This is a genomic window from Micromonospora rubida, assembly GCF_009908295.1.
Classification (GTDB): domain Bacteria; phylum Actinomycetota; class Actinomycetes; order Mycobacteriales; family Micromonosporaceae; genus Micromonospora; species Micromonospora rubida.
In genome coordinates this window covers 919872-939976 of record NZ_JAAALO010000001.1, presented here as the reverse complement: position 1 = coordinate 939976, position 20105 = coordinate 919872, and the positions used below count along the sequence as shown (strand labels likewise).

Annotated in this window: 1 protein-coding gene; it reads left to right on the top strand. The window is 66.4% G+C overall.

Annotation, left to right across the window (positions count from 1 at the left end; translation table 11 throughout):
* The first annotated feature begins 56 nt into the window (after positions 1–56).
* Positions 57–20072 (top strand): hypothetical protein, encoded by a 20016-nt coding sequence (locus GVV04_RS03585; RefSeq protein ID WP_161684341.1) that lies wholly within the window; start codon positions 57–59, stop codon positions 20070–20072.
* Positions 20073–20105 lie beyond the last annotated feature (33 nt).

The window sequence follows — 20105 nt, the reverse complement described above, 5'->3', positions numbered from 1 at the left end:
GCCGCACGGAGAGCCGTTTTACGGTGACGGCGTTTCCACGACGAAGAGGGAGCGGCATGCCTGGTACCGGCACGTCCGTAGTGATCTGTCCCGATGGGCGGGTCATTCCGGTCGCCAGCGGCGTGTATGTGCACAAGCGCTCCCCGGGGACCGGGCTCTCCGATCCGGTCGACGAGGTCTCGCTGGCCCGGGCGTCGTTCTACGAACCGCGCTCGGACGCCACCCTGGTGCACCTGGCCCCGGGGGCGGAGCTCTCCTCGATCGTCCGGAACTACCTGGACGGGCTGCCCGACCGCGTTCGTGATCATCTCGTCGTGGTGCCGACGCCGACCCTCACCGAGGGGTTGGACCCGGCGGCGGTGCGGGCCCTGGAAGAACTGACCGACCTCTACCACCTGCCCATCGAGGTCCCGGTGGCGTTGGATCTGCGCCAGTCGCCGCGCGCGGTGCCGATCGACGGCCACGGCCAGGGGGCGCCCTGGCCACAGGCAACGGCGGTACGGCTGCTGGACCGCCCGCAGGCCGCCGCCCGGGTGGCACTGGGTGCGGCGCTGGCCATCGCCCAAAACTCGGAGCCGCCGCCGTCGATGCGCCGCCTCGAGCAGGTGCTCACGATGGCGGCCGAGACCGAGGACGACTTCTTCGTACCGCCGGAGACGTCGCTCGCCGCAGCGGCGGCTGCGGCCGAGGTCGCTGCCGTCGTCGCCTACCTCGGCCGCTACGGCGTGCCGCCCGGGCTGGACGTGGACGCCGTGGGTCGGTCGACGCTGCCGCGGGCGGCGGTCGCCGACACGGTGGCCGGGTTCCTCGCGCTCGCCGACGGGGTGACCGCCGACGTCGAGACGCTGGTCGAAGAGCTGCGCGAGGCACCCGGCTCGGCGGTGCTGGTGCGCTCGCACACCGGGGGCGCCACCCGGACCGCCTGGCTCATGTCGGGCGACGCCGACGTGCCGGGGCTGTGGTGGGTGGAGCCCCAGACCGACGGGAGCCTGCTGCCGGTCGCCTTCGACCCGGACTCCGACGACGGGCGGGTCGCGGCGCTGCGCGCGGCCGGCACCCGGGTGACCCGCGTGGACCGGGCTGGTCTGCCGGTCGGACGGAGTGGGCCGGTGGTGTCGACGGCCGGGGCTCGGGGTGAGTTGGAGGATCGGCTGGCTGTGGTGTTGCCGGCGGGGCGGGGTGTGGGGGATGCGCTTGAGGATTGTTTGGATCGGTTGGAGGCGGTGCGTCGGGGTTGGTTTGGTGGGGCGGTTGTTGTTGATGATGCGGGGTTGGGTACGGGGCGGTTGCAGGATCGGTTGGCGGCTGCTCTTGGTGGTGATTGGCGGCCGGTGGGGGATTCGCTTGATCCGCTGGTGGGTCGGTTGCGGGAGTTGGGTGATGGTGCGGTGGCGTTTGTGTTGGTGGCGCCGCCGGTTGGGCCGCGTCATGGGATTGTGGTGGCGGCTTGGCGGGGTGGTGTGTTTGTGGTGGAGACGCAGAATGTGGTGGGGGAGCGGGTTTGGGATGTGGTTGATGGGGTGGGGAATGTGGTGGCGCCGGCGTGGTTGCCGGGGTTGTTGGGTGCGCGGGTCATCGTGGCGGGTCCTGATGGTGTAGCGGTGCCGTTCGCGGTTGGTGGGGTGGGGTCGGCTGTTACTGGGGCGACCACGGTGAACGCGCTTGTTGATCCAGCGCCGGGGTTGCGTTATCTGGGATCGGCCGACGAGGGCGAGTTCAGCAACGTCCTCTTCGAATCTCACGAAGATGCGGTGTTGGGCGCACAGATTGCTTCGGGTCCGCACGGTACCCAGTTGACGTTGGAAATGCGAAACGTCTACACCGATAGCAATCGAACGTCGTTCTGGCAAGACAAGCCAAAAACACCCTTCACCGTGCGGACCATCGTGCCGTTGGCCGAGTTCGTCGCCCCGGTGTCGAGCTCGTTGCCGGGGGAGCCGGGCGAGGAAAGAAGTTCTATCGACCGGGTGCGTAGGCAGGTGGCAGGAGCGTTTCTCTGGGCGCACCTTAGCGAATCACGGCAGCTGCTGTCGGAGTTGCTGACGCCGGAGACGGGGTGGCAGATCCACCCGGACTGGCAGAATGTCCAGGTCGGGCAGCGTCTGACCGGCGGTTGGGCGGGCATCCTGCCGCAGTACAACCACGATGTCCCGTTCGCGGGAGTCGCGAAGTTCCTGGAGTTCGTCGCGGAGAACACCTGGCGGACGAAGGCGAGCGGGCATCCGCACTGGGCCAAGGAGCACCTGGAAGACGGTCTGAACCTTGGGCTTCGGGTGGCCGCCGACTACGTCTACTCGCGCGCGGGTCGACAGGTGTCCTTTGAGGAGTTGCTCGAGCGGCCCCATGCGGAGACCGAGACGATTCGGGGCCTCATCGCACTGTACTACATGCCGTTTGCGATGGGCGGCATGGCTGAGTGGGAATTATTAAATCCAGAGCGAGACCGTCGAGGCACCATGAAGAACGACGCCGCAGCTCTTGTACGGAATGATAAGCGGCTCATCTACCAAGCGCTGCCCGAGGATATCAGGGTATTCTTCGCGAGCAGGAGCGGTGAGATCCTGAGCCATTTCAAGGCCGCCTTCCAGACGCGGTTCGGCCTTCCTCTTGAATCCCTGAACAAGGTTTGGGATATCGAGGAACACCCTGAGGTTCTTGGCGGTCTGGGCCAGCTCCGATGGGTAAAAGATTCGGACGTCAACGAAGGCAGGGATCCGGACTCCGCTCTGGTAGACGCCATGACGATTGTTCCCATCAACAAGCGGATGCCGTTGCTCAGGCTCGTCATCGAGGTGCGGGCCTACCTGGCCCGAGCGGTAAGCGCAAACATGGTCGAGGTCTATACCAAGCAGATCGTCGTTCAGGAGCTCGCGGCGTACATATTCGCGGCTGAATTGATGGCGAAGGCTTTCAGTGGCCAGGATATCGTCGCACATTTCGGCAAATCGGTGTCGCAGGCTGGGGTTCGTGGCGGGTTGGAGGATCGGCTGGCTGGGGTGTTGCCGGCGGGGCGTGAGGTGGGGGATGCGCTTGAGGATTGTTTGGATCGGTTGGAGGCGGTGCGTCGGGGTTGGTTTGGTGGGGCGGTTGTTGTTGATGATGCGGGGTTGGGTACGGGGCGGTTGCAGGATCGGTTGGCGGCTGCTCTTGGTGGTGATTGGCGGCCGGTGGGGGATTCGCTTGATCCGCTGGTGGGTCGGTTGCGGGAGTTGGGTGATGGTGCTGTGGCGTTTGTGTTGGTGGCGCCGCCGGCTGGGCCGCGTCATGGGATTGTGGTTGCGGCTTGGCGGGGTGGTGTGTTTGTGGTGGAGACGCAGAATGTGGTGGGGGAGCGGGTTTGGGATGTGGTTGATGGGGTGGGGAATGTGGTGGCGCCGGCGTGGTTGCCGGGGTTGTTGGGGGCGCGGGTCATTGTGGCGGGTCCTGATGGTGTAGCGGTGCCGTTCGCGGTTGGTGGGGTGGGGTCGGCTGTCACTGGGGCGACCACGGTGAACGCGCTTGTTGATCCAGCGCCGGGGTTGCGTTATCTGGGATCGGCCGACGAGGGCGAGTTCAGCAACATCCTATTCGGAGTGCCCGAAGCGGCAAGGTTGGGCGCGCAGATTGCTTCGGGTCCGCACGGTGCCCAGGTGACATTGGAAAGGCGGGCCGCCTACACCGATAGAAACCAAACGTCGGTGTGGCAAAACAGGCCAGAAGAACCCTTTACCGTGCGGACCTTCGTGCCGCTGGCTGAGTTCGTCGCCCCGGTGTCGAGCTCGCTTCCGAACGAGCCGGGCGCGGATAGGGAGGCCATCCACGGGGTGCGTACGCAGGTGGCAGAAGCGTTTTCCTGGGCGCACTTCAGCGAAATGCGGCAGCCGCTGTCGGACGTACTGACGCCGGAGATGGGGTGGCTAATCCACCCTGACTGGCAGAATGTTCAGGTCGGCCAGCGTCTGACCGGCGGTTGGACGGGCATCCTGCCGCAGTACAACCACGATGTCCCGTTCGCGGGAGTCGCGAAGTTCCTGGAGTTCGTCGCGGAGAACACCTGGCGGACGAAGGTAAACGAGCATCCGCACTGGGCCAAGGAGCACCTCAATGATGGTCTGAACCTTGGGCTTCGGGTGGCCGCCGACTACGTCTACTCGCGCACCGGCCGGCGGGTGCCCTTCCGGGAGTTGCTCGATCGGCCTCACGCGGAGACCGAGACGATCCGCGGCCTCATCGCCCTGAACTATGTGACATTCGCGATGGGCAGTATGGCTGAATGGAGTGCCTACGATCCAGATCGTCGCCGTCGAGGCACCTTGAAGAACGACGCCGCAGCTCTTCTGCGGAATGATAAGCGGCTCGTTTTCAAGGCGTTGCCTGCGGGGGTCAGAGAATTCTTCGCGGCTCAGGGCGTGGGCATCATGAGCCAGTTCAAGGCCGCATTTCGGGCCCGGTTCGGCCTTCCCCTCGGCATTCCTGACTATTACCTGACGCAGACTTGGAATATCGAGGAACACTCTGAGATTCGCGACGGTCTGGGCCAGCCCCGCGTGTACGAAGATTCGGACGATCTCGTCGACGTTATGACGATCGTCCCCATCAATATGCGGATGCCGTTGCCCAGGCTCGTCATCGAGGTTCGGGCCTACAAGGCCCGGGAGGTGGACGTCCGCACGGTCCAGGTCTACACCGAAGAGATTGTCCACCAGGAGCGCGAGGCGTACTACCACGCCGAGCGGCTGATGGCGGCGGCTTCGAGCGGCGAGGGCATCGGGGACCACTTCACCCTCGCTCATGACGACAGTCCGAGTGGTGTGCCCGGGATGGCCCTGTCGAACCTGCCGGCGTCCGATTCCGAGCAGTCGGACGCCGACGAGTCGTATCTCGGGCCGGATGAGGAGTCCCTGGGCGATTCCATGGCGGTGCGGGGCGTGCTGGCGGGTGCGGATCCGTCGGACCCGCTGGCGGAGGTTCGGCGTGAGTTGGAGGATGGGCTGGCGGAGGTGTTGCCGCCGGGTCGGGATGTGGGGGATGCGCTTGAGGATTGTCTGGATCGGTTGGAGGCGGTGCGTCGGGGTTGGTTTGGTGGGCCGGTTGTGGTTGATGATGCGGGGTTGGGCACGGGGCGGGTGCAGGATCGGTTGGCGGCTGCGCTGGGTGGCGACTGGCGGACGGTGGGGGATTCGCTCGATCCGCTGGTGACGCGGTTGCGGGGGTTGGGTGATGGTGCGGCGGCTTTCGTGTTGGTGTCTCCGCCGGCGGGCCCGCGCCACGGGATAGTGCTTACCGTCCGGCAGGGTGGTGTCTTCGCTGTCGAGACGCAGAATCGTGTGGGGCAGCGGGTCTGGGACGCCGTCGACGGGGCGGGGCATCCGGTGGCTCCGCCCTGGTTGCCGGGGCTGTTGGGGGCGCGGGTCATCGTGGCCGGCCCTGATGGCGTTGCGGTTCCGTTGGAGGGTGGGGACGGGCCGAGTGTCACCGGGGTTACCACGGCGAACGCCCTTGTCGATCCCGCGCCCGGGTTGCGTTATCTGGGCGCGGCTGACGAGGGCGAGTTCAGCAACGTTCTGTATTGGAACGACGGGGGAGACTTCCACGATCTGATTGCGGCGGGTCCCCACGGTGTCGAGCTGCAGTTGGAAAAACGGACTGCCTACCGTGAAGAAGGTGACACCGGGACGTTCTTCTGGGCCAGCAAGCCGCAAGGTATCACCACAGACGAAGAGGAGGTCTTCCTGGCCGAATTCGTCGCTCCGGTGTCGAGTTCGTTGATGGGTGAGCCGGGCGCGGACAGGCAAAGAATCCACCAGGTACGCCAGCAGGTGGCCCTCGCGTTCCACCAGGCGCACGAGCAGGCGCAACAGGGCGAGGGCCTGCCGCTACTGTCGGAGCTGTTGACGCCGGCGATGGGGTGGCTTGTCGAAGGTGAATGGGCGGACGTTGCGGTCGGGCCGCGCCTGATCGGCGGTTGGCCGGGCATTCTGATGCAGTACAACCATGACGTGCCGCTCGCGGGAACTGCGAGGTTCCTCGAGTTCGTCGCGCGTAACACCTGGCGGACGGCGGCGACCGGGCATCCGCACTGGGCCAGGGAGCATCTGGAGGATGGCCTGGGAGTGGGGCTTCAAGTGGCCGCCGATTACGTTGCTCGGCTCAGCGGCGGCCGGCAGGTGCTCCCGCGGGACCTGCTTGATCGGCCCCACTCGGAGACCGAAACGATCCGAGGCCTCATCGCACTGTACTACACGATGTTTGCGATCAGCGGTGTGAATGAATGGTCCATAGACACTATTTTGTCTGAGGGTCGAGGGACTCCGAAGAACGATGCCGCAGCTCTGCTCCGGAACGAAACTTGGGGCGTGTATCCGGTGCTTCCCGACCGGATCAGGGAATTCCTCACGACCAACGGCGAACGCATTACGGAAAGGTTCAAGGCCACATTCGCAGACCGGTACCAGATTTCTGCTGATAATCGCGGTTTTAAATGGAAATCGCAGAACATGGCGGAAATCCGCGATGGTCTGGGCCTACCCCGGGAGGGCCCGAGCGAGCCCGCCGATCTGTATGGCATGACCATGGTTCCCGTCAACATGCGAATGACGTTGCCCAGGCTCGTCATCGAGGTTCGGGCCTACAAGGACCGGCAGGTCGATGTGGCCACCGCCCAGAGGTACGTGGAAGAACTCGTCGCGCAGGAGCGTGAGGCGTACCGCTTTGCCCAAGAGTTGGAGGCGGCTACTTCCGGTGGCCGAGGCGCCCTTGATCACTTCGCGCCAGGCCCTGGCGGCAGTCAGGGCGCTGCGTACGGCGCGGGCCCTTCGAGCCTGCCGACGTCGTACTTCGGACAGCCGTATCCGGGTGCCTCGTATGCCGACCCGGGTGGGTCGTATGCGGACGGCTCCTTCGCAGGCGGAAACACGTTTTCCGGGGCGGGTTCCTCAAACCCGTCGATGTTTTCGTCGGAGCAGCCGTTCTCGTCGGACTCGTACCCGTTCTCGTCGGACTCGCTCGGCGTTCCTCCGGGTGGGTCGTATCTCGATGGCCCTGCTGCGGGCATGGGCGTACCACCAGACGCGGCTTTCGTGGCCCCCGAACCTGCCTTCAGGGAGACCAGCAGGGGTGCTGGAAGGCGTGGGAGGGGGCGGCGGGCGCCGGAGGACTCGGATGTGGTGCGTATCTCCGGTGAGCGCCCGGCGGCCGTGGCTTCGCTGGTCGCGAGCGCTGAAATCGACGTGCTGCGTTCCACCGTGTTGCCGCGGACTGCCAATACCACCGTGTACGACGTCGTGGAGGGGGCTGCCGCCGAGCGTGGGTTGCCGCAGATGGTCATTGATTCCCATGTCGCGTTTCGGGCTGAGGATCGTGATGTGTCGGTGGCGGGTGGCCTGTCCGAGGTCGACCTGAGCCGTGTCGATCTGCCCCGGGTCAGTCTGAGTCGTGGTGTTGAGGGGCTGGTGGCCTTTGACTATCGGGTCTTGGAGACCTCTGATGGTCGGCGGGTGCAGGATTTCACGGTTCGGGTGCATTTGAGCCCGCAGGACGCTGCCGCTCGCGCGGCGGAGTCGGGGGTGCGGGAGCGGGTTGCGAAGGCCGTCGATGGCGCGTTCAACCAGCAGTTCCGGATCGGTGCCGACCAGCTTCACGTCAACGTCGAGTTCGTGGCCGAGCCCGAGCTTGCGCATGCGACCGTGGGTCTCTTCGGCGAGGAGGCCGTCGACACCAGCCAGACGGCGTGGTCGGTAAGTGATAGCGACCTGCGGTACGCCCACGAGGTCGGTCATTATCTCGGCCTGGCCGACGAGTACGTCGACCCGGTGGGTGACGAGCGGCGGCTGTTGCTGAGCAAGGATCGGTCGTCGGCGGTGTTCGGGGACAACTCTCTGATGGCCACGACGAAGCCGGCCGACCGGCCGCAGTTGCAGCCACGGCACATTGAGCGGATCGCCGCGACCGTCGCCAACGAGGTCTCCCCGCACACCACTGATCCCGATCTGCCGGTTGCACCGCGCGACCCGGACGATACGGTCGGCACCCGCCCGGGTCGGTCGGTCGGGCGGGACGTGCTGGCGGTTTCCATGGCCGAGGTGCGGCGTGGGTTGGAGGATCGGCTTGCCGAGGTGCTGCCGTCGGGTCGGGATGCGGGGGATGCGCTTGAGGATTGTCTGGATCGGTTGGAGGCGGTTCGTCGGGGTTGGTTCGGTGGGCCGGTCGCGGTTGATGATGCGGGGTTGGGCACGGGGCGGGTGCAGGATCGGTTGGCGGCTGCTCTTGGTGGCGACTGGCGGCCGGTGGGAGATTCGCTCGATCCGCTGGTGACGCGGTTGCGGGGGTTGGGTGATGGTGCGGCGGCTTTCGTGTTGGTGTCTCCGCCGGTTGGCCCGCGTCATGGGATCGTGCTTACCGCCTGGCAGGGTGGTGTCTTCGCTGTCGAGACGCAGAATCCCGTGGGTGAGCGGGTGTGGGATGCGGTTGACGGGGCGGGGCGGCCGGTAGCTCCGCCCTGGTTGCCGGGTCTGTTGGGGGCGCGGGTCATCGTGGCAGGCCCTGATGGTGTAGCGGTGCCGTTCGCCGATGGTGAGGCGGGGCCGGCTGCCACCGGGGCGACCACGGCGAACGCGCTTGTCGATCCCGCGCCCGGGTTGCGTTATCTGGGATCGGCCGACGAAGGCGAGTTCAGCAACATCCTCATCGGTGTGCCCGCAGGGACGACGGCACACACGCTGATTGCTACGCGGCCCGACGGTGCCCAGTTGACGTTGGAAACACGAGAGGTCTACACCAATCGCGATCAGACGTCGTTCTGGCAATCCAAGCCACGTAGACCCGAGACCGAGCCGTTCACGGTGGGGCTGGCCGAGTTCGTCGCCCCGGTGTCGAGCTCGTTCCCGGAAGAGCCGGGCGAGGACAGGCGGCAGATCCACTGGGTGCGCAGGCAGGTGGCACAAGCGTTCCGCGTGGCGCACCGTGCCGACCCATGGTTAACGCTGTCGGAGTTGCTGACGCCGGAGATGGGGTGGCAAATCCAACCTGGCTGGGATCAGGTTGAGGTCGGGCCGCGTCTGATCGGCGGTTGGGAGGGCATACTCCCGCAGTACAACCACGATGTTCCGTTCGCGGGAGTCGCGAAGTTCCTGGAGTTCGTCGCGGAGAACACCTGGCGGACGAAGACGAACGGGCATCCGCACTGGGCCAAGGAGCACCTCAATGACGGTCTGGGCGTTGGGCTTCAGGTAGCCGCCGACTACGTCAACTGGCGCACCGGTCGCCAGGTGCCCCTCCAGGAACTGCTCGATCGACCCCATGTGGAGACCGAGACGATCCGGGGCGTCATCGCACTGTACTACGAGACGTTCGCAATGGGCGCTATGCTCGAATTCCACTGGCGCAATCCAGATCAAGCCCAACGGGGGACCCTCAAGAACGACGCCGCAGCTCTTGTGCGGAATGATAAGCGGCTCATCTACCAAGAATTACCCGAGGGAATCAAAGCATTCTTCGCGGCCCATAGAGCTGAGATTCTGAGCCATTTCAAGGCCGCCTTCCAGGCGCAGTTCGGCCTTCCCGTCGATTATCTGACTCAGGTTTGGCGCATCGAGGGACATTCTGATGTCATCGGCGGCCTGGGCTGGTTCGCGGACGTCGAAAATTCGAACCCCGATCGACTGCGAGAATCGAACGGCGAGGAATTTACAAATTTAAGCGCCGCGCAGGTGGACATGATGACGATTGTCCCTATCAACAGGCGGATGCAGTTGCCCAGGGTCGTCATCGAGGTTCGGGCCTACAAGGTTCGGGCGGCACCCGCCCGCCACGTCGAGACCTACACCGAAGAACTCGTCGAACAGGAGATCGAGGCGTACTACCACGCTGAGCGGTTGACGGCGGCGGCTGCGGGCGGTCAGGGCATCGGTGACCATTTCACCTCCAGTTATTTCGACAGCACGTTCGGCGTGGGTCCCTCGATATTGCCGGCGTCCGCCTCCGAGGGGCCGTATCTCGATGCCTCGGACCCTGGATCGGATGTGGCGGCGCTGGGCGACTTGGAGGCGCGTATGCGCGCGCTGTCCACTGCGGACCCTATGGATCCGCCTGCGTTCCCGGAGTCGAGCATGCCGTTCTCGCCGGATTCGTATTGGGGGTCGGCGCGGCCTGCGTTCTCGGAGTCGAGTACGCCGTTCTCGCCGGATTCGTACGGGGTGCCGGATATAACGGTCACGCCGGTCATGGACAACTTTCCGTCGTCCGACGGCACCGCCGAGCCAGCGGCCAGGGAGGCCAGCAGGGGTGCCGGAAGGCGTGGGAGGGGGCGGCGGGCGCCGGAGGACTCGGATGTGGTGCGTACCTCCGGTGAGCGCCCGGCGCTCGTGGCCTCGCTGGTCGAGAGCGCTGAAATCGACGAGCTGCGTTCCACCGTGCTGCCGCGGACTGCCAATACCATCGCGTACGACGTCGTGGAGGGGGCCTCCACCGAGCGTGGGCTGCCTCGGATGGTCATCGATTCCCATGTCGCGTTTCAGGCTGAGGATCGTGATGCGTCGGTGACGGGCGGCCTGTCCGAGGTCGACCTGGGCCGTGTCGATCTGCCCCGGGTCAGTCTGAGTCGTCGTGTTGAGGGGCCGGTGGCTTTTGACTATCGGGTCTTGGAGGCCTCTGATGGTCGGCGGGTGCAGGATTTCACGGTTCGGGTGCATTTGAGCCCGCAGGACGCTACCGCTCGTGCGGCGGAGTCGGGGGTGCGGGAGCGGGTTGCGAGGGCCGTCGATGGCGCGTTCAACCAGCAGTTCCGGATCGGTGCCGACCAGCTTCACGTCAACGTCGAGTTCGTGGCCGAGCCCGAGCTTGCGCATGCGACCGTGGGTCTCTTCGGCGAGGAGGCGGTCGACACCAGCCAGACGGCGTGGTCGGTGACTGATAGCGACCTGCGGTATGCCCACGAGATTGGTCATTATCTCGGCCTGCCCGACGAGTACGTCGACCCGGTGGGTGACGAGCGGCGGCTGTTGCTGAGCAAGGATCGGTCGTCGGCGGTGTTCAGGGACAACTCCCTGATGGCCACGACGAAACCGGCCGACCGGCCGCAGTTGCAGCCCCGGCACATCGAACGGATCGCTGCGACCGCCGCCAGCGAGGTCTCCCCGCACACCACTGATCCCAGCCTGCCGATCGCACCCCGCGACCCGGACGAATTCGTCCGCACCCGCCCGGCCCCGCCGAAGGACAAGGGCAAGGGCAAGGCGCAAGAGGGCGGGGGAGAGGCCCCCGCAGACCGCACTCAGGCCGACGTCCCGGCGGACGCGTCACGACCCGCTACGGCCCCGGCCGGCCCGGCGACCACCGGCATCGGTGACCCCGGGGACGAAGCCCGGGTGGTCACCTGGGGCTGGGAATCTGTCGCGCCAGGGAGCGCGTTGTCCGCGCCGGTGCAGCAGGCCCTGACCGTCAACGGCCTGCGCGGCCTGGCCGACCAGTCCGGGATGCCGTTCTTCGCCAAGGTGGCGGCGTCGGCGGGTTACCAGGGTGACCAGGAGCTGGCGTACCTGGACGCGGACTTGGTCCGAACGAGGGTCCAGGCCTACGCGGACGAGCTGCGGGAGGCCCGGGACTGGTCGTCGTTCGGAGTGCCCGATCCCGATCCCGCATCGATCCAGCAGATCTACGACTGGATCGCCGGCGGCCTCGATCCGGATCAGGTGCCGGGAGTGTTGACGGAGGGCCTGCCGGCCGCCTCTGCCGCGACCGAGGTGCTGCTGCGGTTGACGGCCCCGGCGCTGGCCCGGCAGATCCAGTTGATCCGGGCCGATGGCACCACTGAGTGGTACAAGCCCTCCGACGTGGCGGTGGTCGAGCACCCGGTCATCACGTTGGTCGAGAGCGCGTCCGCCGTGCTGGCCACGGTGCCGATCGAGACCGTACCGGCGGTGCTGGCTGCGGTCGAAGGCAGCCTGATCAGCCCGGTGGTGTCGACCGGTCTGCCGGTCGGACTGCCCGCCGACGAGCTTGCCTTCAACGACCTGGCGAGCTTCCTGGCAGCCGTCTCAGGCGACGCATCCGTAACCCTTCCAACGGACCTCTCCGATCGGCTGCGTGCGGCGACGCTGCGCGAGGAGGCTGGCCTGGTTGCCGGGCCGGGCCTGGAAGGGATCCTCACCGCCGTCCGCGAGGCCGTCGCGAAGAACGCCAAGCCACTACTGCCCGCTGAGCCCCCGAAGTGGCAGCGGGTGCCCGCAGGGCAGGGTTATCCGGAGCTGACCACCGACCAGGCCAACTATCTGGCCGACCGCGGCCGGTCTGCGGTGTGGAACCCAGCGGCGCCGAGCGGATTCTTCGAGGCGTTGCTTCAGGCCGCCGAACACGACCAGTACCGGTTGCGGGGCCTGTCCGATTGGCCGGCTGCGGAACTGCGCGTGATGTTCGGCGCCCTGCTGCGGGCTGACCTGGCGGCGGCGGGTGACGCCTGGCCGCTGCTCGGGGCGACGTCACAGGAATTCAGCAGCAGTCGGGACGAGCTGCTCAAGTGGGTGACGGATTTGTCCACGCCGGGGGTCCCTGCCCCGACGGACACACCGAAGTGGCTGGCCCCCGCCGTCGCGCAGCTGTTCGGGGTGAACGTGCTGCTCGTCGAGCCGGATGTGCGGCTCGGCGGAGCGATGATCGACCAGAACTGGCCGCAGCTCGTGCTGGTGACCAGCGCAGACGGCCGAGTCATGGCCACGGCCCCGGCCGATCCCGCCGAAGCGGGCACCGTGCGACGCCTGGAGAGCGTGGACATCCCGGCGGTACCGAGCGATCGGCCGGGAGCCGAGCAGGCCGGCGGCTCGGAGGCGGAGCTGGGCCGCAGCGTGGAGGTGCCTGAGACATCGGCTGCCACCGGGTTGGCCGGCAAATCACCCGCTACAGGGTCCGTCGAGGAGCCGTCCGCCGCGCTGGGCAGGCCGGAACCGGCGCCCGTGAAGGTTCCGGCTGCGGGCGAGTTGATCGATATAGCCCCCTCGGCGTATCCGATGGGTGTCCCGAAAGAGGGCCTGCCGTACCTGGACCAACTGACCGCACAGCTGCGCGACGCCCTGAGCGGTGAAAGAGTCACGCTCGACGAGGACGAATGGCTGAAGCTGAGGCAACGGCTGCTCGCCAACTACCGGAAGATCACTTCGCCAAGCGGATATCTGGAACGCCAGGGCCACCTCGACCTGCGGTTCCGGCTCGAGCTGGGTGAAGCTCGGGCGGCAGGCGACCCGAAGGCGCTGCCCGCGCCGCCGGTGCCGGGCAAGCCGGCTGAGGACGCCAAGGGCAAGGGGTCGCCGATCAGGGGCGTCGGGGCGATTCAGATGACCGTGGCAACCGGCGGCGACTCGGGGAGCCGTACCGGCCAGACCTCCGCGACGCGGGCCGGCATCAGCATCAACGGAGCGCCGCCCGTATTGAGATTCATGACTGGCAGGGCAGGCCCCAGGTTCACGGCGACCATGAACAAGGTCGATCGGAGTACCGGCTACTTCACGACCGCCGAGACCGCACACGTCGACGACACCCGCTCGGAACTCGTACTGACCAACGTCGAAACCAAGTGGTCCTTCTCGATCGGTAAGGGCGTGAAGGGGCAGGGCTATCGCTGGTCCGCGCCGACGCCGGTCGTGGTCACCGGGGAGAAGCAGCCGCTGATCCTGTGGATGCCCCTGCAGTATGTGGGGCAGCCGAGCGCCGACCAGGTCAGGGCAATTGCGCCCGAAGCGCCGCAGCCGGACGCTACGCCGCAGGAGATCGAAACCTTCAAAAAGCGGAGTTCGCGGTTCAAGCAAAACCGGGAGCGGATCCCGAGGTACTTCTTCGCCGCCGGCCTGGGCGGGCTCTCCGATCTCTATGCCGACGGCGTCGAACTGCTGCAAAAAGCCGGGCTCCCGGTCGATTCCGGCACGTTGCTCCAACAGGTGGCGCGCGCCCTGTGGAACCTCGACACGCACCTGGACACGGCGGTGAACGACCCGCGCGGATACGTCATTCCGCTCGCCGACGAGGCGGGAAGGGACATCGGCCGGCTGGTCGCGCGGGGCAGGCGAAAAGGGACTCCGCTGCCGATCGGCACACCCAGCAACCAGGCCCACCTGGAGAAGGTCCGGACCGCCATCTCCACGCACACCAGCGGTTTCAATCTGACCAACGAGAGCGGGTTGGGCATCGAGGCCGCGTTCGACCTGGTGAAAGCGCCGATGATCGCTGCGGGACCCGAGGCGAGGGCGACGTTCACCGCGACCAACAGTGACGGCGTCTCGGCGTCTCGTAACGGGCTGAATGTGCTGGTGTCTCGCTACACGGGTTACACTGTGGCATTCCATCTTAAATTCGACTTCGACCTGGAACTGACCGTTCTCAACGACCGGAAAAACTCGTTCAAATCCCCCCGGCCGACGCCGGGTGAGACGCTGCTTCGGATTCCGGAGAAGGACGCGTTCGACTACAGCTTCCCGGTCGACCGGGCGGCCCTCAAAGAGGACGTGCCCAGCGCGAAGGAGGTTCCGTTCGTCGAGGATGCGGTGCGTGATTCGCGCGCCGAGAACGAGGTCAGCGAAGCTCGGCTTCCCGCCTACCTCCTCAGGGGAAGAGGAGCAGGTCACGCGTTGGTGGAGGTCGACACCGCCTTGCCCGGCAAGCTGTACGAAGCGGTCAGCGAAGAGCTCCGAAAGCGCGGGTACGTGTCCAATGATCTGGACCTCCCGTTCGCCAAGCAGCTGAAGACCGTCGGCCGGAGCGCTCTCCTGCCCGACATCTTGAGGAGCGAGAGCGGCGCAGCGGTGCAGAGCCGGCAGCGCAACGACCGGGCGCTGCGGCTGTTCCTGTCCTCGGACAGTCTGGATTCTCATTACGATCAGGCTCATCAGGATGGCATGTTCCTGACGCTGCGTAGGCAGAACCGTTACGGCCAGGAAAAAATCATCCGTGTCACGGTCGTGGCCACGCAGGAGTTGACCGAAGAGATAGACCCGAAGAACAAGAGCTCTGTCTACATCAAGGATCTGACGGACGACTACTCGACCGTCAACCTGGCAATGGGGCTGGACGTTGCCGGGCAGAGCGCCGGTGGGAGCACGAACATCAACTTCGGGCTCGGCGGATATGCCCGTGTCGCAAAGGGAGTCCTGGGCAGGTTCGGCCTCAGCATCGGTTACACCCGAAGTGTCGGCGCGGTCGAGTCCAACAGCATCGTCACGAACATGCCTCAGCTTCAGGAGTCCACCGCAAAGGCTCACGAGCTTGAGCTCCCCTCCGAATACAAGATCAAGCTCGAATTTGAGGACGACAAAGAAAAGAGCTGGAGCAGCGACGCCATCGGCGCAACGGCCACCGTGCACCTGTTGGAGGACTTCAACGTCGCGCGGACGGCCACGCCCATGCGTGGTCGAGCTCCACAAAACACCCCGCCTGCGGTCCTGGAGAACGCGGTCGTCCTGCACCTGGACAGCACGGGGGTGTTGGCAGCAGCGCGGAAGGTCCTGCGTGGGTTCACCAAGCCAGGCAGGGAGGCGGACGAGCCGACGACGAGGTTCACCTCGAACGTCTCCCTGCACGCGCACCTCAAGGAAATGATGGCGGACCGGTACACCACCGACAGCTTCTTCAGGCCCGGATTCTTCCGCCACCAGCTCGGATCGTTGGGCATCAAGGCAGAAGTTGGTCGGTCGACCTTCGTCGGCGTCACGAAGGACAACTTCACTCTCGGTTTGATCAAGTTGTCGTTGACCCAGTCGTCCCAGAACGCCACCAGGTCGCACAAGGGCGTCTTAAACGGGGAGCTCACCTTCGGCGGGACCACCGCAGCCCCCAGCGGGGAAGCCGCGGACCCCGGTGGGGGCGGTGGGGGCGGTGGGGGTGTCGTGGGCCACGGCATTGAGGGTCCTGGCGCCACGGGTGGCAGCGCGGCGGCGCCCACGAGCGCGGAGGCCGCCAACTACGGCGGGGCCGCCGGGCCGGCATTTTCCTACACCAGGGCCTACACGAAGAAGCATGGTGCGCGGCAGACCGGGGGCAAGGAGTACCTGGAGCTGAATTTCGCCCGCGCGTACGTGTTCGACGCGCCGACCGGCTTTACCGTGCAGGCCGTGCGGGAGAAGCACGGGAAGCTGATGTTAAACAAGGGTGAGATCAGCGAGCCGGAGAAGGTGCCTGGCGGCTCCCTGCGGTACGCGCTGTCCGAGCCGGATGCCCTGAAGGAGTTCGCCGCAGGGAGGGTCGACCTCCCCGAGGACCAGTTGGCCGACGTGTTCGAGCGATGGATCAGCGAAAAGACGGAATTCAGCACCAAGGCTCTGGTCGGCGCCCTGACGCAGTGGCACGGCTCCGTGGCGGACTCCGGGGTGGTGGACACGTACCGCAACGAACGCGAGTCATGGGCGCGGAAGCTCGCCGAGAAGCACCGGAACGACACTGGTCGAATCTACGACTCTGCGGACCGCAATCGCTTCGCGGAGACGTTCCCGGAGATCTCCCTGACACCCGTTGCGGCCGACGAGGATCTGCCGAATGCTGCCCGCAGCACCTACCTCCCGCCCTACTTCCTCGAAGGAGCGCCCCGGGCACTCGGTCATGCCGGCATCCACTCGCTCACTTACCAGGACCCGAGCGTTCCGGGCGAGACCTTTACGGCCTATGACCTGGTCCGCCGAGCAATCGACAAGGTCGTGCCGGGGTTGCTCGGCCGGGAAAGAGCGGACTGGCAGAACGCGCGGGTCTGGCGTGGGTCGTTCTTCGGCGACTCGGGGAAGTCCCTGATCGGCCGGGTGCAGGGCGGGTTGGACGGGCTGCAGGCCATGCTGGCTGGTGGGCGTGATCAGCCACTGATCGAGGACATGCTCGGCGACGACCCGTTCCGGTTCTCCATCGTCAACCCGATGGGTTGGCTGCTGAGCGACGTGGTCGACGTGAAGATAAGCGTGAAGTGGCGCGACGGCGAACCAGAGCCGATCGACCTGGTCCCCGAGAGCGGTCTGGAGAACTACTTCCACGCTTACCAGATGGACTCGACGGGCAAGGGCCGCGACTCGATCTACTCGGCCACCCTGAAGGGAAACTTCGCTCCCACTTATTCGAGCAAGGGCACGACGGTGGGCGGGGCCGCCCAGTGGGCTGGCGGCCAACGCCGTTCCAACAACCAACACGTCGAGCGAATCGAGGAGGCTACTGCCTACTCCTGGAATAAGGCATACCACTATCGGCGACCGATCACGATAGCGATCGAGGTCAATCGTCAGATGATGCCGGGCCGGGTCGTCAACAACATCCTCGCCAAGTTCCGTCATTCGCTGCCGCGAGGGGAGTCCGTCAGCTACCCCGGCGAGCTGATCGTGAAGCTTCCGCAGGGCCTGGTGGAGTCGCCGCCGGTGCAGGGGCCGGCTCCGATGCCGACCATGCATCCGTTGCCGAAACTGCCGGTCGACATGGCGGTCATTTCGTTCAGGCTCGAAAACGCGCTGCCGGTCGCGGAGGAACTCCTGAGGAAAACGTTCGGCGAGGGGGCCACGAAGAAAATCTTCGGCCCTTGGCTGGCGACATCCGTGTTCGGGAAGGAGGCCGACAACTACCGGCCCAGTCTCTCGCTGTCGACCCTGCTCTCCCCCCACCACCTCGGCAACCACCTGCCGAAGATGCTCGCCGGGCAACGTCACCGACTGACGCCCACGTTGTTGGAACCGGGGCACTCGCGCGTCCGGGCCGAGTTCCACATCCGGGGCGAACTGCACGAACTCAGGGTGGTCCGGATGATCGACGAAGGCATGGGCACCGGTCGTTATGTGAAGGACATCAGCAACAACAGCGTCAACGTCTCGCTGGACAAGCCCGACGCCGCCGCGAGTCTCGAGATCGGTCAGAGCGGGACCGTGAACGATAGGCAGCTCGGCTCGGAGCAGGTGTCCGACAAGATGAGTGGCTCGACTCCGTTCTCCCGTCAGGCCCCGCTCGGCAGCAGCGCCGACGCAAATCTCGCACAGCGGGGGGAGCAACACTCCAAACAGCTTGGGCCGAGCTACCTGGTGGAGGTGAAAGGCCGTTTCTTCCTTGAGATGACCCGCTACAAGCAGGGGCTCTTCAGCTCTGAGAACAAGAAGCGCGAAAAGGTCGTCCGGAGCGCACCGATCTTCGGCGAGGGCTACATCCAGGCATTCGGTGAGCAGATCGAAGAGATGCAGCGGCAGCTCCATGAGTTCCGAACCGCCCCACCGGCCAAGGAGCCGACCCCGTGGCCCGCCGCGGAGGGGGCACCGCGGGAGGTGGACCTCGATCGGAGCCTGTTCGAGGCCGCGAAGAACGGCGGTGTGGACGCGCCAGGCCAGGTGGCCCAATCACTACGCCAGCCGCAGGAGAAACAGCCAACGCTGATCCTCTCCACCCATGTCGGGCAGCGCGCCTACCTGACCTACAAAGCCGTCTCGGAATGGGAGTTCGACCTCCGCTACCCCGGCGCGGCGGCCGATTCCGATGCCGCGCGTGCGGCGAACCAGGAGCGGCTGACAACGCTCGACGGTCTGACGCCCAAGGCCGAGACCCCGGCGGGCGTCCGGGAGTTGGAAGGCCTCGTCGATGAGGCCATCGCAAGGGCGGGGGCCCTCAGCGCGTCGCCGCCGAGCACCCTGCTGCGCGCGCTGGGCGGCAATCCGGTCTACCAGGCACAGGAGATCGCTTTCCGGCTCAACACCCATGTCGAGGTCAGGCAGGCGGGCTACCGATGGCGGGAGTCGGCGTCGCCAGGGGACCCCGAGACCGCCATCGACCGGATCTCCCCGGATGGGCGGATCACGCCGGTCAACTACCCGGGGGTCGACGCACCGGCCGGTCCGGTCGGCGAGCCGCAGGTGTCGCGGTCCGGGCGACCGTCGACGGCCCCGTCGCCGCCACTGGCGGACTCGCCGGTCCCGCCGCCGGTGCCAGCGCCGCAGGGCAGCCGTTGGGACGGGAACACCCTGGTGATCGGCACGTGGGGAGGGCCGTCCTTCAATGAACTCACGCAGGTGGGGCACTGGTCGACCGAGAACCCTCCCGGAATCCTGATCGCGGTGAAGCCGACTCGCGACAAGGGCGGTCAGCTCGTCCTGGACCAGTTGCGGACCGCGCTGCAGCGGACTGCCCGAATCGGCGTGATACCGACCGTTCTGTTCTGGAACACTCCCCCAGGCGTGCTGGAGGAACTGCGCGCGGACTACGTGTTCAGCACGCTGCAGCGTCGCGTGGTCAACCTCGACGACAGCTCGTGGCAGCTCTCCGGCCCGGACGGTCGGCTGGCGGGGCTCTACGACGTCATCACCGACGCGCTCGCCGCCCAGAAGAGCGCCGCTGGTCCCCCCACCGGGGAGATCTCCGCCCGGCTCGCCGCCCGGAAGCTCCCTCCGGCGCTGGCCGGGTGGCTCTCCGAGAACAACTGGCAGGACCGGGAGACGTACCTGCGAGCGCATTTCCAGGAGTTGCTCGCGCCCGAGGTCCAGGCGGTGCTCGGGCGAAACGCCGACGGCACGATGACCGGGTTGCCAGCAGGCGAGGACGGGAACCTGGCGGGAGCGACCCAGGTGATTCTGGACCTGGTACGCGCCAACGGCGGCCCGGCCGGCGAGGATGCGCCCCGGCTCGCACCCGCTGCTGACATCCCGAGTCACAAGTTCGAGCCGCCCGTCGCGCTGGAGGGGCCGCTGCGCGAGACCTTCGCGTTCGACTACCTGTTGCCGAGGCCGAAGCCGAAGCCGTCGACCGTCCGCACGGAGCGGGCGAGTTGGGATGATCTGCTGCTGCGCCTGTTCAGCATGGGGAAGCTGACCGGTCCGCAGATGGTGGCCCTGGCGAACGGGGTCGCCGAGGGCAGCCGAGGTGTCGCCAACGCGACCATCTTCGCGGCCATCGCCGCGGTGATGCGGATGCCGCAGAAGGTGGCCGAGCTTCCCACGCACGACAACAGCGAGTTCGGGAGGTTGGCCGATGCCGTGGCGAACTGCGACGTCCTTCCGGCCGATCGGGTGAGCTGGGTGGCGCGCTTCGACGCCTTCCACGATCAGGTGGCCGGTGGGCAACCGGGCCATGCGGCTCTCCTTCACGTGCTGCTGGAGAAGCTGACGAACTGCTGACGCGCCCGCAGCCCACGCACCCGCTCCGCGCCC